The sequence below is a fragment of the Pseudomonas sp. CLCA07 genome (assembly GCF_053615335.1).
This window is the reverse complement of the sequence record NZ_CM132131.1, coordinates 5,128,061-5,153,158: the sequence shown is the minus strand read 5'-3', so window position 1 is coordinate 5,153,158 and position 25,098 is coordinate 5,128,061. Positions and strand designations below refer to the sequence as shown.

20 protein-coding genes are annotated in these 25,098 nt (G+C 59.8%); 9 read left to right on the top strand and 11 right to left on the bottom strand.

Going from position 1 to position 25,098, the window contains the following annotated elements:
- The first annotated feature begins 149 nt into the window (after positions 1-149).
- The 3 genes from ACWGZX_RS23570 (at position 150) to ACWGZX_RS23560 (ending at position 4,227) form a co-directional block, all read left to right on the top strand.
- Positions 150-1,319: an aromatic ring-hydroxylating oxygenase subunit alpha gene (locus tag ACWGZX_RS23570; protein ID WP_452625644.1), complete on the top strand. Its 1,170-nt coding sequence runs from the start codon at positions 150-152 to the stop codon at positions 1,317-1,319.
- Between the two features lie 150 nt (positions 1,320-1,469).
- Entirely contained in the window at positions 1,470-3,131 is a 1,662-nt protein-coding gene (locus ACWGZX_RS23565; protein WP_452625643.1) for a choline dehydrogenase, read from the top strand.
- 22 nt (positions 3,132-3,153) lie between these two features.
- On the top strand, positions 3,154-4,227 hold the full coding sequence (locus tag ACWGZX_RS23560; RefSeq protein WP_452625642.1) for a GlxA family transcriptional regulator: 1,074 nt from the start codon (positions 3,154-3,156) through the stop codon (positions 4,225-4,227).
- A 2-nt stretch (positions 4,228-4,229) separates the two neighbouring features.
- Here the strand turns inward: ACWGZX_RS23560 and ACWGZX_RS23555 are convergent, their stop codons facing one another.
- Positions 4,230-4,958, bottom strand: coding sequence for a class II aldolase and adducin N-terminal domain-containing protein (locus ACWGZX_RS23555; protein WP_452625641.1), 729 nt, complete (start codon positions 4,956-4,958; stop codon positions 4,230-4,232).
- A 203-nt stretch (positions 4,959-5,161) separates the two neighbouring features.
- On the opposite strand from ACWGZX_RS23555, the gene ACWGZX_RS23550 reads away from it, so the two are divergent.
- From ACWGZX_RS23550 to ACWGZX_RS23535, 4 genes are all read left to right on the top strand, one after another.
- The gene (locus tag ACWGZX_RS23550; RefSeq protein WP_452625640.1) at positions 5,162-6,628 is read left to right on the top strand and encodes an aldehyde dehydrogenase family protein; all 1,467 of its coding nucleotides are present in this window, start codon (positions 5,162-5,164) and stop codon (positions 6,626-6,628) included.
- 25 nt (positions 6,629-6,653) lie between these two features.
- Entirely contained in the window at positions 6,654-7,586 is a 933-nt protein-coding gene (locus ACWGZX_RS23545) for a choline ABC transporter substrate-binding protein (RefSeq protein WP_452625639.1), read from the top strand.
- Between the two features lie 354 nt (positions 7,587-7,940).
- Positions 7,941-9,062, top strand: coding sequence for an HlyD family secretion protein (locus ACWGZX_RS23540; RefSeq protein ID WP_452625638.1), 1,122 nt, complete (start codon positions 7,941-7,943; stop codon positions 9,060-9,062).
- Positions 9,059-10,651: a DHA2 family efflux MFS transporter permease subunit gene (locus tag ACWGZX_RS23535; protein WP_452625637.1), complete on the top strand. Its 1,593-nt coding sequence runs from the start codon at positions 9,059-9,061 to the stop codon at positions 10,649-10,651. The genes ACWGZX_RS23540 and ACWGZX_RS23535 overlap by 4 nt, the downstream gene beginning before the upstream one ends.
- Here ACWGZX_RS23535 and ACWGZX_RS23530 read toward each other — a convergent pair whose 3' ends face one another.
- From ACWGZX_RS23530 to ACWGZX_RS23510, 5 genes are all read right to left on the bottom strand, one after another.
- Positions 10,652-11,092: a carboxymuconolactone decarboxylase family protein gene (locus ACWGZX_RS23530; protein WP_452625636.1), complete on the bottom strand. Its 441-nt coding sequence runs from the start codon at positions 11,090-11,092 to the stop codon at positions 10,652-10,654.
- 256 nt (positions 11,093-11,348) lie between these two features.
- Positions 11,349-12,797, bottom strand: a complete 1,449-nt coding sequence (locus tag ACWGZX_RS23525; protein ID WP_452625635.1) for a mechanosensitive ion channel domain-containing protein — start codon at positions 12,795-12,797, stop codon at positions 11,349-11,351.
- Positions 12,798-13,037: 240 nt separating this feature from the next.
- Positions 13,038-13,664 carry an isochorismate family cysteine hydrolase YcaC gene (ycaC, locus tag ACWGZX_RS23520; protein ID WP_074878621.1) on the bottom strand — a complete coding sequence of 209 codons (627 nt, stop codon included), beginning with the start codon at positions 13,662-13,664 and terminating at the stop codon, positions 13,038-13,040.
- A gap of 56 nt (positions 13,665-13,720) precedes the next feature.
- A complete protein-coding gene (locus ACWGZX_RS23515) occupies positions 13,721-14,404 on the bottom strand; it encodes an isochorismatase family protein (protein WP_452625634.1) in 684 nt (227 codons plus the stop codon).
- A gap of 93 nt (positions 14,405-14,497) precedes the next feature.
- The gene (locus ACWGZX_RS23510) at positions 14,498-15,364 is read right to left on the bottom strand and encodes a pirin family protein (protein ID WP_452625633.1); all 867 of its coding nucleotides are present in this window, start codon (positions 15,362-15,364) and stop codon (positions 14,498-14,500) included.
- Positions 15,365-15,471: 107 nt separating this feature from the next.
- Between ACWGZX_RS23510 and ACWGZX_RS23505 the strand changes: the two genes are divergently transcribed.
- Together ACWGZX_RS23505 and ACWGZX_RS23500 are read left to right on the top strand one after the other, a co-directional pair.
- Positions 15,472-16,377: a LysR substrate-binding domain-containing protein gene (locus ACWGZX_RS23505; RefSeq protein ID WP_223514364.1), complete on the top strand. Its 906-nt coding sequence runs from the start codon at positions 15,472-15,474 to the stop codon at positions 16,375-16,377.
- 96 nt (positions 16,378-16,473) lie between these two features.
- The gene (locus ACWGZX_RS23500) at positions 16,474-17,013 is read left to right on the top strand and encodes a PaaI family thioesterase (RefSeq protein WP_452625632.1); all 540 of its coding nucleotides are present in this window, start codon (positions 16,474-16,476) and stop codon (positions 17,011-17,013) included.
- Positions 17,014-17,069: 56 nt separating this feature from the next.
- On the opposite strand, the gene ACWGZX_RS23495 is transcribed toward ACWGZX_RS23500, so the two are convergent.
- The 5 genes from ACWGZX_RS23495 to mgtA all read right to left on the bottom strand — a co-directional run bounded on the left by ACWGZX_RS23495 (position 17,070) and on the right by mgtA (position 25,009).
- Positions 17,070-20,288 (bottom strand): transporter substrate-binding domain-containing protein, encoded by a 3,219-nt coding sequence (locus ACWGZX_RS23495; RefSeq protein ID WP_452625631.1) that lies wholly within the window; start codon positions 20,286-20,288, stop codon positions 17,070-17,072.
- A gap of 11 nt (positions 20,289-20,299) precedes the next feature.
- The gene (locus ACWGZX_RS23490; protein ID WP_452625630.1) at positions 20,300-20,920 is read right to left on the bottom strand and encodes a response regulator; all 621 of its coding nucleotides are present in this window, start codon (positions 20,918-20,920) and stop codon (positions 20,300-20,302) included.
- A gap of 88 nt (positions 20,921-21,008) precedes the next feature.
- Positions 21,009-21,494: a response regulator gene (locus ACWGZX_RS23485; protein WP_452625629.1), complete on the bottom strand. Its 486-nt coding sequence runs from the start codon at positions 21,492-21,494 to the stop codon at positions 21,009-21,011.
- Positions 21,495-21,710: 216 nt separating this feature from the next.
- Positions 21,711-22,100, bottom strand: coding sequence for a hypothetical protein (locus ACWGZX_RS23480; protein WP_452625628.1), 390 nt, complete (start codon positions 22,098-22,100; stop codon positions 21,711-21,713).
- A 206-nt stretch (positions 22,101-22,306) separates the two neighbouring features.
- Complete coding sequence (mgtA, locus tag ACWGZX_RS23475) at positions 22,307-25,009, bottom strand: magnesium-translocating P-type ATPase (protein WP_452625627.1); 2,703 nt, start codon at positions 25,007-25,009, stop codon at positions 22,307-22,309.
- Between the last annotated feature and the right edge of the window lie 89 nt (positions 25,010-25,098).

Genomic DNA, 25,098 nt, shown 5'->3' with positions numbered 1-25,098 from the left:
GCCCGGTGCAATGCCGGGCATCGCAGCCGCTTGATGATTTCTTTCATCAACTGGTCGCAATCCATCAATACCGCCCCTTCCTCGCGCCCTAGATTAACTCCCAGAGCCAGTTGCCGTGCCGTGCGGCCAGCCCCTGTGGAGATCGCCCCATGCAAAACTTCCAAGCCCGCAAACAGCAAAGCCCCGTCGAGGGTTGGGATCATCAGGACCCGGAAGAAGCCTTCACCCTGCCCTCGCGTTATTTCTACGACGAAACCCTGTTCAAGGCCGAACGCGACAACATTTTCATGCACGCCTGGCACGTTGCCGGACATGTGAGTGAGTTCGCCGAGCCGGGCCAGTACGTGGTGACGGATCTGTTCGATCAGAGTGTGGTGGTGGCGAAGAACCGTCAGGGACAGATCCACGCGTTCCATAACGTTTGCCAGCATCGCGGCAACCGCTTGCTCGAAGAGCGTCGCGGCACCACTGGCGGCGTGGTGCGCTGCGCCTATCACTCGTGGTGTTATGAAATGGACGGCAGCCTGCGCAGCGCACCTCGTTGCGAAAAAATGAAGAACTTCGAGTTGCAGCAGTTCAACATCCCGCAAATCCGCACCGAAGAAATGGGCGGCTTCATTTACTTCAACCTCGACCCGGCGGCACCGTCGTTGCGCGATCTGTTCCCCGGCGCCAATGAGGAAATGCACCGGGTGTTTCCGGACCTCGCCAACATGCGCCTGATCGAGGAGCAGGACGTGATCGTGCCGGCCAACTGGAAGGTGATCATGGACAACTCCATCGAGGGTTATCACTTCAAGCTGTCCGGGCCGTGCCACATCGACCTGGCCAAGTTGATCGACTTCAAAGGCTATCAGTTGACCAAACGCGACAACTGGTGGACCTACATCGCCCCGGCCAACCTCTCGGTGACCGAAGCCTATGGCGTGCCGTTAAAACCCGACGTCAACCCGGACGAATGCTTTTTCAACATCGGCATGTGGCCGAACAACACCTTCTACACCTTCCCGTTCTCGGAGTTTCTGGGCTCGTTCATCATGATTCCGCTGGACGCCGAGCGCTCGCTGCTGCGTTTTGGCTACTACACCAACAATGCAGAAACTGCTGTGGTCAGCGAATCCTGCATGAAATGGATGAACGAAGACCTGGGACCGGAAGACATCGCGCTGAACATCTCGGTGCAAAAAGGCCTGCATTCGCTGGGCTACGACCAGGGCCGGTACATGATCGATGCCCAACGCAGCAATGAAAGCGAGCATTTGGTGCATCACTTTCATCGGTTGGTGTTCAACGGCATACACGGCCCATCCGCCGTCTGAGCCAACACACACCCCCTGTAGGAGCCGAGCTTGCTCGCGATGGCGGAGTGTCAGTTGACACATGTGTTGCCTGCTACACCGCCATCGCGAGCAAGCTCGGCTCCTACAGGGGTTGTGTTGTGATCTTTTATTGAGGGAGTACAACGAACCATGGCCGATCATGCGTTTGATTACCTGATTGTGGGCGCAGGGTCTGCGGGCTGCGTGTTGGCCAACCGCCTGGGTGAAGACCCGAGCGTGCGGATTCTGCTGCTTGAAGCCGGCCCGGCGGACAAAAACTGGACCATCGACATGCCCTCCGCCGTCGGCATCGTGGTCGGCGGTACGCGCTACAACTGGAGCTATACCTCGCAGCCAGAACCGTATCTGGACGACCGCCAAATCGGCACGCCCCGAGGCCGGACGCTGGGCGGTTCATCGTCGATCAACGGCATGGTGTACATCCGTGGCCATGCCCGGGATTACGACGGTTGGGCCGAACAAGGCTGCGACGGCTGGAGCTATCAGCAGGTGCTGCCGTACTTCAAACGCGCGCAAACCCATGCCGACGGTGCAGACGATTACCGAGGGGCGTCGGGGCATCTGCACGTCACGCCGGGCGATACCGGAACGCCGTTGTGTGCGGCGTTTCTCGCGGCGGGCGCGGAAGCCGGGTATGGCCTGAGCAACGATTTGAATGGCTATCGTCAGGAGGCCTTCGGGCCGGTGGATCGCACCACGCGCAACGGACGACGCTGGAGCACATCGCGGGGTTATCTGAGCGAGGCTCTGGCGCGCGGCAATGTGCGGGTGGTCACCGACGCGCTGGCATTGCGCATTTTGTTCGATGGTAAACGCGCCATCGGGGTTGAGTACGAACAGAGCGGTAAGACTCATCACGCTCATGCCCGGCGCGAAGTCGTGCTGACGGCTGGCGCGATCAATTCGCCACAGCTGTTGTTGCTGTCGGGCATCGGCCCGGCGGCTGAATTGCGCGACCTGGGAATCACCGTGAAGCATGACCTGTCCGGCGTCGGCAAACGACTCAACGACCACCCCGACACGGTCGTGCAGTACCTGTGCAAGCGGCCGGTGTCGCTCTATCCGTGGACCACCGCGCCGGGCAAGTGGTGGATCGGTGCGCGCTGGTTTGCCACACATGACGGGCTGGCGGCGAGTAACCATTTCGAGGCCGGCGCATTCATCCGCTCGCGCGCCGGGGTCGAACACCCCGATTTGCAGCTGACCTTTATGCCGCTGGCGGTCAAACCCGGCAGCGTCGATCTGGTGCCGGGGCACGCGTTTCAGGTGCATATCGACCTGATGCGCCCCACCAGTCTGGGCAGCGTAACCCTGAACAGCGCCGACCCTCGACAGCCGCCAAACATCCTGTTCAATTACCTGAAAACCGAGCAGGATCGAGCCGACATGCGTGCCGGGGCGCGACTGGTGCGCGAGATCATCGGGCAACCGGCGATGGCCGCGTTCAAAGGCGAAGAACTGGTCCCCGGCCCCGCCGCGCAAAGTGACGAAGCGCTGGACGCCTGGGCCAGACAGGTTACGGAAACCGGCTACCATGCCAGCGGCACCTGCAAGATGGGGCCGGTCGGCGACCCGCAAGCGGTGGTTGACCCGCAACTGCGTGTGCACGGTCTCGATGGACTGCGCGTGGTCGACGCGTCGATCATGCCGCTGATCGTCAGCGGCAATACCAACGCGCCGACGGTGATGATCGCGGAAAAGGCCAGCGATATGATTCGCGGACTGAAACCGCTGCCGCCCATGGACGCGCCGGTATGGATTCATCCGCAATGGCAAACACGGCAACGATGATGTTTGAACGCAGAGATCACTCATGAGCAATCAACTGTCCGACAGCGCAATGCCCCCTGAAACCCGCTTCACCTGGCGGCGCGGCGACAGTGCGCCGTTGCGGGTCGCGGTGTTGCTGTTGCCGTCGTTTTCCAATTTCGGTCTGGCCGCCGTGCTGGAACCCTTGGCCATCGCCAATTGGCTGACCCAACGGCCGATTTTCGAATGGACCTTGCTGTCGCTGGACGGCGAACCGGTGCAGGCCAGCAACGGTTTGATCACCGTGGCGAATCACGGCCTGCGCGCCGATCAGGGGTTTGATGTGTGCGTGGTGATCGCCAGTTTCGATGTGCACAAACACAGCCGCAACCTGGCGCTCAAGAGCTGGCTGCGCAAACAAGCGCTGTTCGGCGCAGTGTTGATGGGGGTGGAAACCGGCACTGAATTACTCGCCGCTGCTGGCGTACTCGATGGCTATGAAGCCGCGGTGCATTGGGACAATCTTCAGGGCTTTCAGGAAAGTTATCCGCGGGTGCTCGCCAAGCCACAGCTCTACACCCTGGAGCGTCAGCGCATGACCTGCGCCGGCGCGACGACAACGCTGGACATGCTGCTGAGCTGGATCGGGCAAAGCGTCGACAGCGATCTGGCTCGGGAGATCGGCATGCACCTGCTGATGGGGCAGGTGCGTGCACCGGCGGACAATCAACTCGACAGAGGTTTGACTAACTCCGGGATGCAAGGCAGCAAGATTCGCCGCGCGGTGCAGTTGATGGAAAAGGCGCTGGAAGAACCGCTGGACTGCGAGGCAATTGCCAGCCAGGTCGGCCTTTCGCGCCGGCAACTGGAGCGCCAGTTCAAGCATCAGACCGGGCTCTCGCCGCTCAAGTACTACATCACTTTGCGCCTGGCCAAGGCACACAGCCTGTTGCAACAAACACGCTTGAGCGTGGCGCAAGTGGCGGCGTGTTCCGGGTTCGGTTCGCTGGAGCATTTCTCGCGCACCTATCGCGCCCGTTTCGGCTGCCCACCCAGCGAAGACCGCAGCCAGGTCTGGACCGCCCCGGTGATGCGCCAGCCGTTAAGCAAGGCGCATCGTCAGGTCGAGGCCGACTGAACTCACGCCCGATACCCGACCTCCTCTTCATCCAGAATCCCCATCAATGCGTTGAAATGCTTGTCGGCAAAGCCCGGATAGTCGAGCCATTGCCGGCAGGTCTTGCGCGCGATCTCATCGCTGGCAATGCGCAACTCGCGACCGGTTGAAAGCGCGGTGATGTAGGTCTCGCAAGCGCGTTCGAAGTAATACAGATCATCGAATGCCTGAGCGATGGTCGGCGCGGCGACGAGCACGCCATGGTTGCCCATCAACAGAATCGGTTTGTCCCCCAGCAAGCGGCTGACACGCTCGGCCTCATCCCCAAGGCCCATGCCGTCGAAGCCGTCGTCGATGGCCACCCGTTCGAAAAAGCGCATCGAGTTTTGCTCAATCGGTGGCAACCGTGAATCCGTCAGACACGCCAGCGCCGTCGCGTATTTCGAATGGGTGTGCAAGATGCAGCGGGCGTGCGGCTGGTTGCGATGCAAGGCGCTGTGCAAGGCCCAGGCGGTGATGTCCGGCGCGTCTGGACGGTCGAGGCTGGCTGGGTCGTCGGCGTTCACCAGCAGCAGATCACTGGCCTTGATCGTGGAAAAATGCTTGCCGTAGGGGTTGATCAAAAACTCTCGACCGTCCCCCGACACCGCCACGCTGAAGTGATTGGCGATGGATTCGTGCAGGTTCAAACGTGCGGCCCAGCGAAAGGCGCAGGCCAGGCGGATTCTCAGTTGCTCGACAGCTTGATTCATCGCATCCCCTCTCGGCTCGTTTAGCGGTTGCTGGCAGTGTAGAGCGCCGGGTTGCGCGCACTTGACGGGAAGCGACACGGGTTGCCGTTATGACACGGCCGCACAATCGTGGGAAAACGGCGCGCTTATGCCGCGTTTGATCAAGAGCAGCGCCAGCGCCACCGCCATAGTGGCGGCCACGACCCACTGAGCTGGAGACGCAAATGCAGCAGATTCCGTTGTTTATCGCCGGTGTTTGGCAAGCGCCGCAGGCGGTGCGATACCGCGATGTGATCAATCCGGCCACCGAGGATGTATTGGCGCAAGTGGCCGTGGCCGGTCCCGTGGACACGCAACGGGCGATCAACGCCGCGCGGGTGGCGTTGGACACCGGGCCGTGGCAGACGATGGCGGTGACCGAACGGGCGCAACTGATGCAACGGATCGCCGACTTGATCGAACAGGACGCCTCGAATCTGGCACGTCTGGAAACCCTTAACGCCGGCAAGACCTTGGTTGAAAGCCTTGGCGACATCGGCAATGTGGTCGCCACGTTTCGCTACTACGCGGCCTTGCTTGAAACCGAAAGCGCCAGCGTCAACAGCCACGCCCCGGCCCATGTCATCAGCTTCAACCAGCGCGAACCGGTGGGCGTGTGCGCCTTGATCGCGCCGTGGAATTATCCGTTGCTGCAAGCGGTCTGGAAGATCGCTCCGGCGCTGGCCGCCGGCAACACCGTGGTGTTCAAACCCAGCAGTCTGACGCCGCTGACGGCGCATCGGCTGACTGAATTATTGATTGAAGCCGGTGTGCCGGACGGCGTGTTCAATTTACTCTGCGGCCCCGGTGAGGTCGGTGAATTACTCGCCGCCAGCCCTGACGTGGACTTGGTTTCACTGACCGGCGGCGCCGGTGCCGGTGGCAAGGTGATGCGCGCGGCCACGGGCAATTTCAAACGGGTGGCGCTGGAGTTGGGCGGCAAGAACCCGAACATCGTGTTCGCCGACGCCGACTTCGAAGTGGCGCTGGACCAGGCGCTCAATGCGGTGTTTTTCAATGCCGGGCAGATCTGTTCCGCCGGTTCCCGGTTGCTGGTGGAGGACGGCATTCACGAGCGTTTTGTCGACGCCTTGCAGCAACGCATCCAGAAGATTCGCCTGGGCGATGGCCTTGATCCGCTGACGCAAATGGGCCCGCTGATTTCTGCCAGCCAGCGCGACCAGATCCTGACGATGATTGCCGGTGCCGTCGAGCAAGGGGCGAGGTTGCGAACTGGCGGCACAATTCCCGAACAGTTCGAACGCGGCTTCTGGCTGCGCCCGACTTTGCTCGATAACGTGACCTGCGAGATGCAGATCGCCCGAGAGGAAATCTTCGGCCCGGTGATCACCGTCGAGCGTTTCAGCGGTGAAGCCCAGGCGCTGCAATTGGCCAATGACACGCCATATGGCCTGGCAGCCGGCGTCTGGACCCGGGATATCGGCAAGGCCTACCGCATGGCCAAGCGGCTGCGAGTCGGCACCTTGTGGATCAACGACTACAACGCCGCATTCCCGCAGGCGCCGTGGGGTGGCTACAAGTCCAGCGGCATCGGGCGCGAACTGTCGCGGGCCGGGCTGGATGAGTTCACCGAGCTCAAGCACATCTACCTCAACACTGAGCCCGCGCCGCTGAACTGGTTCGGTGTCTGACGTTTACCTCCAAGGAGTCGTCCCTATGAAAGCCTTGCTCTTGCTTGCGTCGATCACCCTGCCGTTGCTGGCCCAGGCAGCGGAACCGGAGTCCTGCGCCACGGTGCGCTTTTCCGATGTCGGCTGGACTGACATCAGCGTCACCACCGCCATCGCCAGCGAAGTTCTGGAATCGCTCGGCTACAAAACCAAAACCACCCTGCTGTCGATTCCCGTGACCTATCGCGCCCTGTCCTCTGGTAAAGAGCTGGACGTGTTCCTGGGTAACTGGATGCCCACCACCGAAAACGACATCAAGCCCTTCCGCGACGCCGGCACTGTGGAAACCGTGCGCGCTAACCTGCAAGGTGCCAAATACACCTTGGCAGTGCCCGACTACGTCTACGACGCGGGGCTGCACGACTTCGCCGACATCGCCAAATTCAAGGACAAACTCAAAGGCCAACTCTACGGCATCGAACCCGGCAACGATGGCAATCGCCTGATCCAGAGCATGATCGACAAAGACGCCTTCGGCCTGAAGGATTTCAAAGTCGTGGAGTCCAGCGAAGCGGCAATGCTCTCGCAACTCAAACGCTCCACGCGAAAGAACGAGTGGATGGTGTTCCTCGGCTGGGAACCGCACCCGATGAACACCCGCAACAAGATGAAGTACCTCAGCGGTGGCGACGAGTACTTTGGCCCGAACTATGGCCAGGCCACGGTCTACACCAACGTGCGCAAGGACTACCTGAAGGAATGCAGCAACGTCGGCAAACTGCTGCAGAACATGGAGTTCACACTGGCCATGGAAAACCAGTTGATGGACGCGGTATTGAATCAGAACCAGAAACCAAGGGCAGCGGCGAAGGCGTGGTTGAAGGCTAATCCAGAGGTGCTGGAGGCGTGGTTGACGGGGGTGAGCAGTCGGGACGGGCAGGATGGGATTAAGGTTGCCAGTGCACGGTTGGCCCCTTAACAAGCCATAACACTGTCTGTAGCAGCTGGCGGAGCCTGCGTCGGCCGGTCCGCGCTCGGGCGCAGCAGTCGTAAAACCTGAGATTGCGGTCTTCCTGAAACACCGCATCGTCTGATTTCACGACTGCTGCGCCCGAGCGCGGACCGGCCGACGCAGGCTTCGCCAGCTGCTACAAAAATTGCGTTACCGCAGAAATGCAAGGCGCATCCTGGCGCTCACATTACTTAAACAATTGATCCGCTTTTCCTTCCGCCGGAGTGACCTGACGACCGGCAGCAAAATTCAATTGCAAGGAAATATTACCTGCGTCATATTACATGCGTAATAAACACCCGATTTTCACAGGTAAACGCCATGACCAGCATGCCCAGCCTTGAACCCGACCTTGCTGTCCCGGTGGGCACACCCAAGCCTCCCCTGCTCAAACGGTTGATCCTGCTGACGGCGGTTACCGCAGCCCTGGTCCTGGGCGGACTGTATGCGACGCACTGGTGGACGGCCGGTCGTTTCATCGAGGAAACCGACGATGCCTACATCGGCGGCGACGTCACGGTGATCGGCCCGAAAGTCGCCGGATATATCGAGGAAGTGCTGGTCACCGACAACCAGGCAGTCAAGGCCGGTGATGTGTTGATACGCCTTGACGCTCGCGACTACCGCGCGAATCTCGCCAAGGCCGAAGGCGCGGTCGCCGCCGAAGAAGCCTTGCTGGCCAATCTCGACGCCACCGAACAATTGCAGTACGCGGTGATCGGCCAGGCCCGCGCCGGGATCGATGCCGCTGGCGCGGAAACCGCCCGCTCCCGTGATGACAATGCCCGCTACAAGAAACTGGTGAACAGCAACGCTGTCTCGGTGGAAAGCGCACAACGGGCCGATGCCACGTTCAAGACCGCTCAGGCGCACAGTTCACGGGCCCAGGCCGAACTATTGGCGGCGCAACGTCAGTTGAACGTGATCGACACCCAGAAACAGCAAGCCCGCGCCGCGCTGATGCAGGCTCGGGCCGAACGGGATCTGGCGCAGTTAAATGTGGGTTACACCGAACTCAAGGCCCCGGTGGATGGCGTGATCGGCAATCGCCGGGCGCGGGTAGGCGCGTATGCGCAGGCGGGTTCGCAATTGCTGTCGGTGGTGCCGTCCAGTGGTTTGTGGGTGGATGCCAACTTCAAGGAAGATCAGCTGGCGCGGATGATTCCGGGCCAGCGGGTGATCGTTCATGCGGACGTGCTCTCGGGGCAGGAATTCCATGGTCATCTGGGCAGCCTCGCGCCCGCCAGCGGCTCGCAGTTCAGCGTGCTGCCACCGGAAAATGCCACCGGCAACTTCACCAAGATCGTCCAGCGAGTGCCGGTGCGTATCGTCCTCGATCCGGCTGACGGTGTGCTCGGTCACTTGCGTCCGGGCCTGTCGGTGACGGCTGAAGTCGACACCCGCAAAAGCGCTGAAGCGCCAGCCGTGGCCAGCGCACCATGAGCCGCGCCCTGGCCGTCCCTGCGCAACCGTTCAATGCCGCCGACATGGCGACGGCGACCAAGGTGTTCGCCTTCGCCAGCATGTGTATTGGCATGTTCATTGCGCTGTTGGATATTCAGATCGTTTCGGCCTCCTTGCGTGACATTGGCGGCGGGCTCTCGGCCGGCACCGACGAAACGGCGTGGGTGCAGACCAGCTACCTGATTGCCGAAATCATCGTGATTCCACTCTCGGGCTGGCTGTCGCGCGTATTTTCGACTCGCTGGTTGTTCTGCGCTTCAGCGGTCGGTTTCACCTTGGCCAGCCTGTTGTGCGGCGTGGCCTGGAACATTCAGAGCATGATCGCTTTCCGCGCGCTGCAAGGCTTTCTCGGCGGTTCGATGATCCCGCTGGTGTTCACCACTGCGTTCTTTTTCTTCACCGGCAAGCAACGAGTGATCGCGGCGGCAACCATCGGCGCGGTCGCCTCGCTGGCACCGACGCTGGGGCCGGTGATCGGTGGCTGGATCACCGAGATTTCATCCTGGCACTGGCTGTTCTATATCAACCTGGTGCCGGGGATTTTCGTCGCCGTGGCCGTGCCGATGCTGGTGAAAATCGACCATCCGGAATTGTCGCTGCTCAAGGGCGCCGACTACCTGAGCATGGTGTTCATGGCGCTATTTCTCGGCTGCCTGGAATACACCCTCGAAGAAGGCCCGCGCTGGAACTGGTTCAGCGACAGCACCATTCTCACCACCGCCTGGATCAGCGGTCTCGCCGGGCTGGCGTTCATCGGCCGGACCTTGCACGTCGCCAATCCGATCGTCGATTTGCGCGCCTTGAAGGACCGCAATTTCGCCCTCGGCTGTTTCTTCTCGTTCGTCACCGGCATCGGCCTGTTCGCCACCATTTACCTGACGCCGCTGTTTCTCGGCCGGGTGCGCGGCTACAGCGCGCTGGACATTGGTCTGGCGGTTTTCTCCACCGGGGTGTTCCAGATCATGGCGATTCCGTTGTACGCCTTTTTGGCCAATCGAGTCGATCTGCGCTGGATCATGATGACCGGCCTGGGTCTGTTCGCGTTGTCGATGTGGGATTTCAGCCCGATCACCCACGACTGGGGCGCCAGAGAACTCATGCTGCCGCAAGCGTTGCGCGGAATTGCCCAGCAACTGGCAGTGCCGCCTGCGGTGACGTTGACCTTGGGTGGTCTGGCGCCGGCACGGCTCAAACATGCGTCGGGGTTGTTCAATCTGATGCGTAACCTGGGAGGCGCCATTGGCATCGCCGCTTGCGCGACCATCCTCAACGACCGCACCAACCTGCATTTCACCCGGTTGGCGGAACACCTCAACAGCACCAACGAAGCATTGAATCAGTGGCTGTCGCAGGTCGGCAACAACTTCGCCGCCCTCGGCCACAGCGCAGACACTGGCGTCACCGCGAGCCTGCATCAGCTATGGCTGTTGACCTACCGCGAAGCCCAGACACAAACCTATGGCGACGCGTTTTTAATGATCATGGTCTGCTTCATCATCGCCACGGCGATGGTGCCCCTGATGCGCAAGGTGCAACCACCGGCCGCGCCGTCAGCGGATGCTCACTGATCAGGCTTGAGGCATTTTGCGAAAGCCAATCGCCAGACGGTTCCAGGCGTTGATGGTGGTAATCGCCACGGTCAGGTCGACCAGTTCCTTTGGACTGAACTCGGACACAGCCACTTCGTAGTCCTCATCCGGCGCATGGGTCTGGCTCACCAGCGTCAAGGATTCAGTCCAGGCCAGTGCCGCGCGTTCACGCGGGGTGAAGAACGGCGTTTCGCGCCAGGCCGACAACGTGTACAGACGGCGCTCGTCTTCACCGCCCTTGCGGGCATCGGCGCTGTGCATGTCGAGGCAGAAGGCGCAGCCATTGATTTGCGAAGTGCGCAGCTTGACCAGTTCGATCAGGTTCTTTTCCAGCGGCAGCTTCGACACCGCGGTTTCCAGGGCGATCATGGCTTTGAGCGCGTCAGGGGAAGCGGTGTAGAAATCGATACGAGGTTTCATGGTGGACTCCGGTAGCAAGTGGGGGTGGAGCCACGTTAATCCCGCCTGCCCTTCTGACAAATAGCCAATATTCCAGAAGTCGAGGAGGCCATTGGAGACCAATGAGAAATTAACCGGGTCTGAAATGGCCATCGTCGGAACGCCGCCCGGAGCCGGGCTCACTCCTACAGTTGACCGTATTCTTTCTGAAGAAACTCGATCAACTGTGGGAGCGAGCCTGCTCGCGATCCGCGCAGCGGCCGTCCACCACAAATCACTAAGCCCTGTTACGCAACCACTGCAAAAACCCCTTCCTCACCACAGCCTTCGGCACTTCCTGAGTCAGCGTCTGCGCCTTGTTCAAGCGGAAATCCAGCAGCGCCTTCATCGACTCGCCAATGTCATGCCGCGCATCCAGGCAGGGTTTGAGGTAGTCCTTCTCGATCCGGTACAAGCTGCAGGCAGTTTTGGCGATGAAGTCTGCCGGCATCGCGGCATCCAGTAAAATCCCGCCCTCGCCGATCACCTCGCCCGGGCCCATGCGTCCCGGCTCGAACTTGACCCCGCCACGGCTCATCTCCACCGAAACCACTCCGGATTCGATGATGAACAAATGATCGCTGACCTCCCCTGCCGGCAGAATCACGTCCCCGGCACGAAAGTTTTGCAGGGTCATGTGCTGGCTGAAAGTCTCTTTCTCATCCTGGCGCAGGGTCGAAAAAATGCTCGAGCTGTCCAGCAAAGCGCGTGCCCGCGACGGGTTCGCCGGCGCATTGGGCTCAACGCTCGACAACAGGTTGATACCAGACGCCTGCAAATGCCGGTAGGCCAGGTCATACAGCAGATTGCGCACCATGCGTTTCTGATCCATCGAGACCACGAAACCACTGATTTCGTATTCCACGCCAGTGACGCTGGAGCCTTTGAGGGCAACGCACGGTGCCGGATGACTCAAAAAATAACGACAGCCCTGCATCGCTCGTTCCAGCGCATCGATCACCGTTTGCGGACGCGCGTGGGGGCTCAGTTGCAGGCTGATTGACACGCCAAAAATGTCGCTCGGCCGGCTGAAGTTGATGATCTTGGCCTTGGCCGCCAGCGAGTTGGGAATCACCGCCATGCTGCCTTGGGCGGTTTGCAGGCGCGTGGCGCGCCAGTCGATGTCGATGACTCGACCTTCGGTGCCGTCGATGGAGATCCAGTCATCCAGTTGATAGGGTTTGGTGGTGTTGAGGACAATCCCGGAGAACACGTCGCTAAGGGTACTTTGCAAGGCCAGGCCGACGATGATCGCAAAGGCGCCGGAGGTGGCCAGCACGCCTTTGACAGGCAGATCGAGCACGTACGCCAGCGCCGCGATAATCGCGATCAGGAAGATCACCGCACCGAGCAGATCCTGGAGCAAACGCCCGGTGTGCCCAACCCGCTGCATCATCACCGAGCCGATCAGCACCGTCAGGGTCCGCGCGCCGAACAGCCACCAACCAATCTGCAAACCGGTGGCCGCCAGGTGCAACGGCACGTTGTCAGCCCAAGGGGCGACCTCCAGCGGGTTCAAGCCTTCGTTGAACAGCAGGACGCTGAACAACGAGAAAATCACCAGCCTGACGAGGAGCTTCCAGTTACTGCCGTTGGCGCTGGCGCTGATCAAACGCCACAGCCCAAGATCGATCACGATCAGGACCAGTGCGCAGACCAACGGATGATCGGTGAAAAAAGACAGCATCGAGCAGCTCCAGCAAAGGCCATTGGCGCGAAGATCTCACACATTGGGCACAGTGTAGGAGGGTTTCATGCAAAACAAATGTGGGAGCCCGTGGCGAGGGGGCTTGCCCCCGTTGGACTGCGCAGCAGGCCCGGAACTTCAGATTCTTGGGGCCGCTCCGCGACCCAACGGGGCGGTGCGACGTTTCGACAAGCCCCCTCGCCACAGCTCGCTCCCACCGGGGATCTACGTTGTCAGTAGTTACTTGCTGTTGGTCAGGGTGTTGTAGCTGGTCATCAGGTTGCGATAGTCCGGAATGTGGTTGGAGAACAAGGTGGCCAGCCCTTCCACGTCGTTACGCCAGTCGCGATGCAGTTCACAGGCCAGGCCGAACCATGTCATCAACTGCGCGCCGGAGGCCGACATGCGGTCCCAGGCCGATTGTCGGGTCAGCTCGTTGAAGGTGCCGGAAGCGTCAGTCACCACGAACACCTCAAAGCCTTCGGCCAGCGCCGAGAGTGCCGGGAACGCCACGCAGACTTCCGTAACTACGCCAGCGATGATCAGCTGTTTCTTGCCGGTCGCCTTGATCGCCTTGACGAAATCTTCGTTGTCCCAGGCATTGATCTGGCCAGGACGGGCGATGTAAGGCGCATCCGGAAACAGCGCTTTGAGCTCAGGCACCAGCGGGCCGTTGGGGCCGGTTTCGAAACTGGTGGTGAGGATGGTCGGCAACTTGAAGTACTTGGCCAGGTCGGCCAGGGCCAGCACGTTGTTCTTGAAACGGTCCGGTTCGATGTCGCGCACCAGAGACAGCAGACCCGCCTGGTGATCAACCAACAAAACCGCAGCGTTGTCCTTGTCGAGACGTTTGTAAGAAGTGGTCATTGCAGTAGTCCTCGCGTGTTATCGATGCCGAGTGGAAGTCGGCGTGGGGTTGCCGTTCAGCGCTGGGAGTCCAGCACTTCGTGTTCATTCGCCACTTGCTGAGCCTTGAGGTAGCTTTCGATCAGCAATTGATAATGCGGCATGGCCTGGGCGTAGACAGCGGCCCACTGCTCGGCATCCGGACGGTTCCACGAGCCTTGCAGCTCAGAGAGCGTAGCCATGATGTCGATCGGCACCACCCCGGCTTGCGCCAATCGGGCAATTGTCAGATCAGTGGCCAGTTTCGAGTGGTTGCCCGAGGCATCGACCACGGCAAACACCTTGTAGCCTTCATGCACCGCCGCGATGGACGGAAACGCCAGGCAAACACTGGTCAGCGTGCCGGCGATCACCAGGGTTTTCTTGCCAGTGGCTTTGACCGCGGCATGAAACTCAGCATTGTCCCAGGCATTGATTTCACCTTTGCGTGCCACGTACTGGGCGTGCGGAGCGGCTTCGTGAATCTCCGGAATCAATGGCCCATTCGGTCCTTGCGGGACGGAAGCGGTGGTAATAACCGGCATGTTCAGCAGGGTCGCGGCCTTGGCCAGGGCAATCGCGTTGGCGCGCAGTTGTGGCACGTCCATGTCCTTGACGATCTGGAACAGCCCGCTCTGGTGGTCGATCAACAGCATCGCGCTGTCGTTGGGATCGATGGTCGGTTTTTGGCCGTTGAAGTTGGCCGCATTGACTGTACTCATGTGCGTTTCCTCTTTCGTTTGGGCAACAGCCATCCCTGGCCTGAGAACCGGCCTACGCATCCTGTGTAGAGCGGGTTGTTGAGGCGCTACGGGTTAACCGTGCATCTGGCCGAAGCGGCCGGACTGGAAGTCGGCGAAGGCCTGGTGAATTTCTTGCTCGGTGTTCATCACGAACGGGCCGTGACCGACAATCGGTTCGTCGATCGGCTCACCGCTGAGCAACAGCACCACAGCGTCCTGGCTGGCTTCAAGGGTCAACTGATCGCCGTCGCGATCGAACAACGCCAACTGACCTTCGCGCACCGACTCCTGGCCATTGACCTGAACCGTGCCGTGCAACACCACCAATGCCGTGTTGCGACCTTCGTGCAGGTCCAGAGTCAACAACTTGCCACCCTTGAGACGCAAATCCCAGACGTCAATCGGTGTGAATGTGCGCGCCGGACCGGTGTGGCCGTCGAACTCACCGGCGATCAAGCGCAGGCTGCCGGCCAGGTTCTTGAGCGGGATGTTCGGGATGTCGCCATCGAGGATCGTCTGGTAACCGGCGTCGGCCATTTTGTCCTTGGCCGGCAGGTTGACCCATAGCTGCACCATTTCCAGAGTGCCGCCGGATTTGGCGAAACCCTCGGAGTGAAACTCCTCATGCAGGATCCCCGAAGCAGCGGTCATCCACTGCACATCGCCAGGGCCGATCGTTCCGCCACTGCCGGTGGAGTCACGGTGTTCCAGTTCGCCCTTGTAAACGATAGTCACGGTTTCGAAACCACGGTGCGGATGCTGACCAACGCCACGTCGTTCGGTGGTTGGGGTGAATTCGGCAGGAGCGGCATGATCCAGCAGCAGGAACGGGCTGATGTGCTTGCCCAGGTTGTCGTAGGAAAACAGCGTACGAACCGGAAAGCCGTCGCCGACCCAATGGGGGCGTGGACTGGTGTAGATACCGATGATGTTTTTCATGGTGTCTCCTGATGAGGTGAGTGAAGCCATGGACAAAGCTTAAAACTCGAACCTTTGGTGCGCTAGACTGCAAAAATCAGCCTTTGCGTTCTATTTGGGGAACGATGATGGAAGACCTCAACACCCTTTACTACTTCACTCAAGTGGTGGAACACGGCGGTTTCGCCCCGGCTGGTCGGGCATTGGACATGCCTAAATCGAAGCTCAGCCGACGCATCGCCGAGCTTGAAGAACGTCTCGGTGTTCGCCTGCTGCATCGCACCAGTCGCCATTGTTCGTTGACGGAAATCGGCCAGGCCTACTACCAGCGTTGCCTGGCCATGCGCGTCGAAGCAGAAAGTGCCGCCGAACTGATCGAACGCAATCGCTCCGAGCCTCAAGGCCTGGTGCGCATCAGTTGCCCGACGGCGCTGCTCAACTCCTGGGTCGGGCCCATGCTGACGCGCTACATGCTCAAATACCCGCTGGTGGAATTATTTATCGAGAGCACCAATCGCCGGGTCGACCTGATCCACGAAGGGTTCGACATCGCCCTGCGCGTGCGCTTTCCGCCATTGGAAAACACCGACATGGTGATGAAGGTTCTGGGCAACAGCACCCAGTGCGTGGTGGGTAGCCCGGCCTGGGCCGAACGCCTGTCGTCCCCCGCCTCCCCCGCCGACCTGAGCGGGTTGCCGAGCCTGCATTGGGGAGCCGCCCAGCGTGAATATCAGTGGGAATTATTCGGTGCCGAAGGCGCCAGCGCACTGATTCGACATACGCCACGCATGGTCACCGATGATTTGCTCGCGTTGCGTCACGCGGTGGTTGCGGGTATTGGCATTGCGCACCTGCCGAGCGTAGTGGTGCGCGATGACATGGCGACCGGTCGGTTGGTCAATCTGGTGCCGGGTTGGGCACCGAAATGCGGAATCATCCATGCAATCTTTCCTTCTCGCCGTGGACTGTTGCCGTCGGTGCGCACGTTGATCGACTTTCTAGGAGAGGAGTTCAACCACGCTGACATCGCCTGATGTGACGCGACACGCGGGGCTGGCGGAGTTTTTATTTCGGACATAATATCGACCAGGATTACAACCATAATATCCGCACCGCCCGAGGACATGTCTATGCAAAGCCCCACCCGCGAAGCCACGCTCGCTCAATGGATTGCCCAGGAACACGTCATGCGCGCCCGGCTTGCCGGCCCTGGCAGCCTGTCCATGGCCGACGTCAGTGCGCTGTCGCCCGCCGAATTCTTCGAAGGCATCGGTAACGGTGAGCTGCCTTCGCCGCCGATTGGCGCGCTGATGGATTTCATCCCCATCGAATGGTCGGCCGGGCTGTTTATCTTTCAGGGCACCCCGGACGCGCGCCATTACAACCCGCTGGGCAGCGTGCATGGCGGCTATGCTGCGACGTTGTTGGACTCGTGCATGGGCTGTGCGATTCATACGCAGCTGAAAAAGGGTCAGGGCTATACGACGCTGGATCTGCGCATCAGTTATGTGCGCGCACTGACGGGTGCCAGCGGGCCGGTGCGCGCCGAAGGCAAGATCGTTCACTTGGGACGTTCGACCGCGCTGGCCGAGGGGCGGATTTATGATGTGGATGGGCGGTTGTATGCGACGGGGTCGACAACTTGCATGATTTTGGAGGCTCGGGGGTAAGGCATTAGACCGCTTCGCGGCCAGCGGCTGACCTGCCTTAAAGGCATCGCACCTGGCTAGTCACGCTTGAGGTGCTGCCCGAGACTTTTCATCGCGTGCTGCAACTGATCGACGGCCTCGTCGATCAGCGCCGCGCGGCCTTCGGCGCAGGCTCGTTCCAGATCCTCGCAACACTCGATCAAACGTTCTGCGCGGACCATGCGCGCACTGCCCTTGATGCGGTGCGCCAGCTCCTGGAGGCGCGGGCGATTGTCACCGGCATGGGCTTGCAGCAGATAATTGCGGTCATCACGGTTGGTCTCGGCCAATTCGCGCAGCAATTGATTGATCAGCGCGCGGTCTTCACCGACGTAAAGCTCCAGGCCGGTCAAGTCCATCTCGCTGGTGGCCTGCACGTCGACCGGGATCGGCGTCTCACTTGAAAATCGTGATGCCAGCCAGGCGCTCAAATCCGCCAGCAGGATGGGTTTGAACAAGCAGTCGTCCATGCCCGCTTCCACGCATCGAATCTTTTCTTCAGGCTGCGCATTGGCGGTAAACCCCAGAATCAGGGTGGGCGGCAATCCATGGGCGCGCTCTTCATCTCGAATTGCGCTCGCTAATTCATAACCGCTGAGCCCGGGCATATTGCAGTCACTGATGACGACATCGAACTCATGCGCGCGCCATTGTTCGAGCCCTTGCTCGCCATCCTCGGCCTCAATGACGCGGTGCCCCAGATAGCTCAGCTGACGGTTCAGCAACATGCGATTAGCCAGATAGTCATCGACCACCAAAATCACCAGCGGTCGGGTGGATAGCGCTAATTCACTGTCCACCGCATCACAGGGGGGCAAGGCTTTCAACGCCACCAGCGACAGATTGATGTCGGCCTGAGTGCCCCGCCCAAGGACGCTGTCGAACACTAGCCGCCCCCCCATCATTTCGCACAGGGTGCGACTGATCACCAACCCCAGACCGGAACCCTTGCGGCCCGACTGTTGGCTGTTGCCGGCCTGGACGAACGGGCTGAACAAGCGCTGCTGATCAATTGCGCTGATGCCAATGCCGGTGTCTTCGATATGTACGTTCACCGCCAGATGACCTGAAATCCCCGGCACAACCCGCAGTGTCAGGCTCACCTCACCGGCATGGGTAAACTTGATCGCATTGCTCAACAGATTGGACAGCACCTGCTTGAAACGCGTGGGGTCGATCAACACGTCACGATCACTGCGCTCGTCCAGGTCAACTCGCCATGCCAGGTCTTTCTCCCGAGCCAGGCCTTCGAACACCCGGCACACCGATGCCACCAGCGCATGCAAATTGACACGCTCGGGCGCCAGGGACAAATGGCCGGATTCGATGCGGGCAATGTCCAGGATATCGCCGATCAATGCCAGTAACTGCTGCGCGGCAGTGGACGCTACCTCCAGGGCGGAACGATCGGCGACGCCCTCCTTCGCCCGCATCCCGGCCATTTCGAGCATGCCGATCAGGGCATTCATCGGCGTACGGATTTCGTGGCTCATGGTCGCCAGAAACGTGGTTTTCGCGCGATTGGCGTCGTCGGCGGCGTCCTTGGCGTCCTGCAATTGTTGCAACCACCGTTGACGTTGGCGGATCTGTCGGCGCTGCCAGGTGATCCAGCCCAAAGCCAGCAAGAGCAACGCGGCGGCGGCGGCAAACGCCTGCAAAATGGCTGGGCGGTGACGAAGCCAATAGCTGTCATCCACCACCACATCATTGCCCCAGCGGGCGACCAGACCGTCCATTTCTTCGGGCGAGATGCTCAGCAACGCCTTGTTCAAGATCGATTGCAATTCCGGAGCACCGCGGTCCATTGCCATGGCGATGCGCGCCGGTTCGTCGCCCACGGTGCTGCTGATCCGTAAACGTCCCTGGTAATAGCGGGCAATCAGGTAACGGGTCATGAACAACGAACTGACTGCCGCGTCGGCCTGTCCGTTCATGACCAATTCCAGACCTTGCGCCGGGTTTTCAACATCCACCAAGCGCACGCCTGGCACCCTCGACTGAATGAATGCGCGCACCGGGTGGTTGTGATAAATCGCCAGCCGTTTACCGGCCAAGTCATTCAGCGTCTTAGGGCTATCGGGCGTGTTTGCACTGACCAGCGTGTACGGATTGGTCACATAGGGGCTGGTAAAGTGCAGATCCGAGACACCTTCGGTGGCCGGGATGATGGCGGGTATGACGTCGATCTCGCCAGCCTTGAGTCGCTGAATCTGTTGGTCAAGGGACCGGCCCCGTAGCACGTTGAAGTTCAAACCGCTGCGCTGGCTGATCAGCGTCAGCAATTGCGCGGTCAGCCCGCTGAATTGCCCCTCGGCATTGAAGAATGACAGCGGCGCAAAGTTCTCGACCACCCCGACATTCACCTGTGGGTGACGGTCCAGCCAATGCTGTTCACTGGCGCTCAAATTGACTCGCGCCTGACTTAACCTGTTGACCCTGCCGGCGCTCCAGCGCTGATCAATAGCCGCCCGTTGATCCAAAGGGATCGCCGCCAACGTCTTGTCGATGATGTCCTTAAGAGGCAGGTTGTCCCTGGCCATGGCAAAGCCGAACGGGTTGGCGTCGAGCCCGGAAGGCCCCAACAACTGAACGTCATTGAGGTAATTATTGTTGATCAGGTAGTTGGCACTGATGAGGTCCCCCAAGTACACGTCATCTTGCCCGTACGCCACCGCGCCAAGTGCATCGAGCGCGGATGGATAACGTTGCAGACTCGCCGCGGGATAAAACGTTTCGACCGTTCGCGCAGGCAGATAGTCATCGACCATGGCGATGCGTTTACCCGCCAGATCCTCGGGCATGCGCTCGTCCAGTCGGGTAACCAGCATCGGCTGATCTTCTGCATAGGAACTGGACAAGATCAACTCGGGGTCGGCCGCTTCGAAATTGTTCGAGGTCCCGAGTAGATCAAGCGCATCGAATTTCAGAGCCTCCATGGCCGCTTCCCGCGTACCATAACGCCGAACTTCAATCGGGATGTCCAACATTTGTGCAATCAATTGGGCGTAGTCGGCGGTGATGCCTTCCAGCTCATCATGATTGCGCGTGACTTCGAAAGGTGGGTAGTCCGGCCCGCTCACCCCAAGGCGCAGGACACGCTTGTTGCGCAGCCATTGCCGGTCCTTTTTATCCAACCGGACCTCGTAACCCGCCACCGTCGAACGCCCCAGCAGCTTCAAGGACTTCGGCTCGTCATCCTGGGCGGCCAGCGTCGGCGGCACCAGGCATAGCATCAAGGCGCACAACAGAATACGCACGTTCAGGCCCCTTAGATCAAGTGATTGCGTATGGCGAAATCGCGCAGGTGAACGGCCGCCTTCACGCCGAGCTTTTCGATCAAACGGGTCTTGTAGGTACTGACTGTCTTGTGGCTCAGGTGCATCGCCTCGGCGATGGCCTTGTTTGTGGTTCCCCGGGCCAGGTACTGGAGGATGGTCAGTTCGCGGTTGGAGAGTTTATCGATCATTTGTTTTTCGCTTTGCTGCAGCGCGTCCATTGATGCGCTGGGCAGCTGCGCGAAATAGGTGTACCCGGCCATCAACGCGTGAATGGCCTTGTGCAATTGACTGAGGTCGTTGGTCTTGGCGACATACGCCAGGGCCCCGGCGCGCATGCAACGTTCTTGAAAAAACAGCGGATCAAGGGACGTGAATACCAGCACCACACACGTCAAGTTGCTGGATTTTATTCGCTCCAGTACATCCAGCCCGTTACCGCCGGGCATCACAAGATCCAGAATCACCAGACCAACGTTGTGCTCACGGAGTATCACCAACGCCTCACCGACGCAGCAGGCTTCATAAATCAGTTTGAAACCTTCCCGCTCAAGTACCAGTTTGACTGCGGTGCAAACCACCGGATGATCTTCCACAATCAGCACTGACTTCATGGCAACTCCCTGTGCAAAAAATCGACGATGAGGCCACGAATGCCCGCCGTATATGTCCGGAATGCACGCAGCATCTGCGCGAAAACTCTTACATGGCCAGGAGATGAAAACCACCTGTCAAAAATAACAGTTCCGACGAGCGGTCGCCTCGGTTCAACTCACCATTTGCGGGTATCGCACCGTCAGGAGATGTCGCGTACGGGTCGACGCTCGACATCAGGCGCTGGATGCACATCAGATCAGGAAGCGCCACAGGACTCACATGAATCGTCTGTTTTACGCGCAAAGGCATCGACGCCGATTGCGCAGGCTGGTCGTTGAAAATCAGGGTATGACGAACCTGGCGGTTGTCGAGGAAGAACCCGCGCAGGTCCAGTGATCCAGCGGCTAGAGAGGCATTGATGACCACCAGGTCAAACGGTTCGCAACCGTACTCGACCAGGGTCAACAGTTCTTCAAGGTTTTGAACCGGTGCCACCCGGTAGTAGCCCAAATGGTTGAACAGGCGCTCGACCTTCATCCGGTGAAAGTGTTGCTCGTCGGCAATCAGGATTCGTAAGGCTTTGTTCGTCAAAGTGAGGTCCGCCGGGTATCAAGGTGGGGCGCAAGACTACGGAAGCCTGATACCGGTTTATGTAGGACTTTTCCTGAAAATTCGGTTTCCCTTTCTGATTTCAACGAAGGCTCATGGCCGGATCTGTGATTCGTCGCGCGGTTTCAGCCAGTGCAAAAAATCCCCAATCGGGCGCCTGCCTCGTTAGGAAACGTCGCAAGTTTTGGCGGAATTTTCCTAAAAATCGAGCGGCTCCAGCAGCATGCCAAGGGTCTGTCGATCCAGTGTGCGGATCAAGCTCAGCTGGCGTCGGTGGTTGGCGTAAATTGTCTCTGCCTTCGGCAGACCGCGTCGCGAATCGTGAATCACGCCGTGACGAATCTGAGAGTTGCTCTGAAAAAACCTCACCGGATCGATACCCGATGTCGCCAATAGCTCACCGTTGATGATCATCAGATCAAAGTGTTCGGGGGGCTCCGAGGAGTAGTGAGTCAACGCCAACAGTTCCGGGAGCGAGGTCGTCAGCGTGAAGGCGCGATAGCCTAGTTCGGCTAGGGATTTCTCGATGTTTCTGCAATGAATGTACTGTTCTTCGGCGATCAGGATTCGCCAGCATTTATAGGACATGGGATCCAACGGTCGCGACAAAGGTAAGAGCTGTTGGCTCAAGTAAACGTCACGCGCATCAAAACATCCTGAGCCCCTGTAGGAAACGTCTGAAAGTGAACGAATTGATTTCAAGGTCTTACAAGAACGCCACTTCGGGATGACTTGACGCGGCGTTTTTTGTTGCAAGTTCCCTCACCACAGAGAGGGAATTGCTACCGGACGATCTACTGCCAGCCAAACCGGCGGATGTAGAACCCCTTCACCGCCTGCGTCAGCGCCATGTATGCCAGCAAAATCACTGGCAGAAACACGAAGTACAACGATGGCAGCGCCTGCAGCTTGAAGTAGTGCGCCAACGGTCCCATTGGCAGAAAAATGCCCACGGCCATGATGATCCCGGTCATCACCATCAACGGCATCGCCGCGCGGCTTTGCAGGAACGGGATTTTCGGGGTGCGGATCATGTGCACGATCAGGGTCTGGGTCAGCAGCCCGACCACGAACCAGCCGGACTGGAACAAGGTCTGGTGATCCGGGGTGTTGGCGTTGAACACGTACCACATCAGGGCAAACGTGGTGATGTCGAAGATCGAGCTGATCGGCCCGAAGAACAGCATGAAGCGCCCGACTTCCGCCGGTTGCCAACGCTGTGGTTGCTTGAGCATTTCTTCATCGACGTTATCGAACGGAATGACGATCTGCGAAATGTCATAGAGCAGGTTTTGTACCAGCAGGTGCATCGGCAGCATCGGCAGGAACGGGATGAACGCGCTGGCCACCAGCACCGAGAATACATTGCCGAAGTTCGAGCTGGCGGTCATCTTGATGTACTTGAGCATGTTGGCGAAGGTGCGGCGCCCTTCCAGCACGCCCTCCTCCAGCACCATCAGGCTTTTTTCCAGCAAGATAATGTCCGCCGCTTCCTTGGCGATGTCGACGGCGCTGTCCACCGAAATACCGATGTCGGCGGTGCGCAGGGCTGGAGCGTCGTTGATGCCGTCGCCCATGAACCCGACCACGTGGCCGTTGCCCTTGAGCAAGCGCACGATGCGCTCCTTGTGCGACGGCGTGAGTTTGGCGAAGACGTTGGTGGTCTCTACCGCCACGGCCAGTTGGGCGTCGCTCATGCGTTCGATGTCGTTGCCCATCAGCAGGCCCTGCTGCTCCAGGCCGACTTCGTGGCAGATTTTAGCGGTCACCAGTTCGTTGTCGCCGGTCAGCACTTTCACCGCTACGCCATGAGCCGCCAGCGCTTTGAGGGCCGGCGCGGTACTTTCCTTGGGTGGATCGAGGAACGCCACGTAACCGATCAGTGTCAGTTCCTGTTCATCGACCAGGCTATACGTGTCGCGGCCTTCGATCATTGGCCGCGCAGCCACCGCGACGACCCGCAGCCCTTCGGCGTTGAACGTCGCGGTCACCTGGCGAATCCGCGCCAGCAGTTCATCGCTCAGCGCCTCATCAACGACGCCGTGACGCACCCGCGTGCACACCGCCAGCACTTCCTCCACCGCACCTTTACAGATCAACAGATGAGCATGCTCGCGCTCGGCGACTACCACCGACATGCGCCGGCGGGTGAAGTCGAACGGGATCTCGTCGATCTTGCGAAACGCTGTGCCGACCTTGAGTTCACGGAGGATTTCCACGTGTTCCAGCACGGCCACATCCAGCAGATTTTTCAGGCCGGTCTGGTAGTAGCTGTTGAGGTAGGCCATTTCCAGCACGTCGTCGGAGTCGTTGCCCCAAACGTCGACATTGCGGGCGAGGAAGATTTTGTCCTGAGTCAGCGTGCCGGTCTTGTCGGTGCACAGCACGTCCATGGCACCGAAGTTCTGGATCGCATCCAGGCGTTTGACGATGACTTTTTTACGCGACAGAAACACCGCGCCTTTGGCCAGGGTCGAGGTGACGATCATGGGCAGCATTTCCGGGGTCAGGCCCACGGCAATCGACAACGCGAACAGCAGCGCCTGGGTCCAGTCGCCTTTGGTGAAACCGTTGATGAACAGCACCAGCGGCGCCATCACGAACATGAAGCGAATCAACAGCCAGCTGACTTTGTTGACCCCGGTCTGGAACGACGTCGGCGCACGATCAGTGGCCCCGACCCGTTGCGCCAGGGCACCGAAATAAGTGTCGTTGCCGGTGGTAAGAATCACCGCCATCGCCGTGCCGGAGACCACGTTGGTGCCCATGAACAGGATGTTGTCGAGGTCCAGCGGGTTGCTCGTGTCGTTGTCTTGCTGGCGCGGAAATTTTTCCACCGGCATCGATTCGCCGGTCATCGCCGCCTGACTGACGAACAGGTCTTTGGCGCTGAGCACCCGGCAATCGGCGGGAATCATGTCACCGGCCGACAACACGATCAGGTCGCCCGGCACCAATAGTTTGATCGGCAACTCGGTGCGCAGTGCGTCGCGGCGCAGGACCGTCGCGGTGTTACTCACCATCGCCTGCAACGCGTCGGCGGCCTGGTTGGATTTGGTTTCCTGCCAGAACCGCAGCAACGTCGAGAGCACCACCATGGAGAAAATCACGATGGCGGCTTTCATGTCCTCGGTCAGCCAGGAGATGACTGCGAGCAGCGTCAGCAACAGGTTGAACGGGTTTTTGTAGCAGTGCCACAGGTGAGTCCACCAAGGCAGCGGCTGCTCATGCTCGACCTCGTTGAGCCCGAAACGCTCACGCAGTGCGACGGCTTCGAGGTCGCTCAGGCCAGCGGTGTGAGAGCCGAGTGTTTCCAGCAATTGGCCGGTGTCGCTGTTGGCGGCACTCACCAGCGTTTGCGCCAGCGTCGGTGGCACTTCACGGCTGACCGTGGTGTCGGTGAAGGTTTCCAGCAACGCCAGACGACGGAAGTGCCGGACGATATGGCGGGTGCGCAGGAATCCGGCGAAGAACTCTTTGAGCAGGGTCAGGTTCAAGGCGTTGCCCCCCAGGGTCAGCCGGGAAACCTTCGAGCAGGCGTGTCGAGTCGCGGCGGTGACGACAAGGCAGTCGCCATCACACGATA

Coding starts and splice junctions, on each gene's coding strand:
- ycaC (WP_074878621.1), bottom strand. CDS start 13,664: ATGACCACTTCTTACAAACGTCTCGACAAGGACAACGCTGCGGTTTTG.
- ACWGZX_RS23540 (WP_452625638.1), top strand. CDS start 7,941: ATGACCAGCATGCCCAGCCTTGAACCCGACCTTGCTGTCCCGGTGGGC.
- ACWGZX_RS23500 (WP_452625632.1), top strand. CDS start 16,474: ATGCAAAGCCCCACCCGCGAAGCCACGCTCGCTCAATGGATTGCCCAG.
- ACWGZX_RS23560 (WP_452625642.1), top strand. CDS start 3,154: ATGAGCAATCAACTGTCCGACAGCGCAATGCCCCCTGAAACCCGCTTC.
- ACWGZX_RS23535 (WP_452625637.1), top strand. CDS start 9,059: ATGAGCCGCGCCCTGGCCGTCCCTGCGCAACCGTTCAATGCCGCCGAC.
- ACWGZX_RS23555 (WP_452625641.1), bottom strand. CDS start 4,958: ATGAATCAAGCTGTCGAGCAACTGAGAATCCGCCTGGCCTGCGCCTTT.
- ACWGZX_RS23550 (WP_452625640.1), top strand. CDS start 5,162: ATGCAGCAGATTCCGTTGTTTATCGCCGGTGTTTGGCAAGCGCCGCAG.
- ACWGZX_RS23530 (WP_452625636.1), bottom strand. CDS start 11,092: ATGAAACCTCGTATCGATTTCTACACCGCTTCCCCTGACGCGCTCAAA.
- ACWGZX_RS23570 (WP_452625644.1), top strand. CDS start 150: ATGCAAAACTTCCAAGCCCGCAAACAGCAAAGCCCCGTCGAGGGTTGG.
- ACWGZX_RS23515 (WP_452625634.1), bottom strand. CDS start 14,404: ATGAGTACAGTCAATGCGGCCAACTTCAACGGCCAAAAACCGACCATC.
- ACWGZX_RS23505 (WP_223514364.1), top strand. CDS start 15,472: ATGGAAGACCTCAACACCCTTTACTACTTCACTCAAGTGGTGGAACAC.
- ACWGZX_RS23525 (WP_452625635.1), bottom strand. CDS start 12,797: ATGCTGTCTTTTTTCACCGATCATCCGTTGGTCTGCGCACTGGTCCTG.
- ACWGZX_RS23545 (WP_452625639.1), top strand. CDS start 6,654: ATGAAAGCCTTGCTCTTGCTTGCGTCGATCACCCTGCCGTTGCTGGCC.
- ACWGZX_RS23480 (WP_452625628.1), bottom strand. CDS start 22,100: ATGTCCTATAAATGCTGGCGAATCCTGATCGCCGAAGAACAGTACATT.
- ACWGZX_RS23490 (WP_452625630.1), bottom strand. CDS start 20,920: ATGAAGTCAGTGCTGATTGTGGAAGATCATCCGGTGGTTTGCACCGCA.
- ACWGZX_RS23565 (WP_452625643.1), top strand. CDS start 1,470: ATGGCCGATCATGCGTTTGATTACCTGATTGTGGGCGCAGGGTCTGCG.
- ACWGZX_RS23510 (WP_452625633.1), bottom strand. CDS start 15,364: ATGAAAAACATCATCGGTATCTACACCAGTCCACGCCCCCATTGGGTC.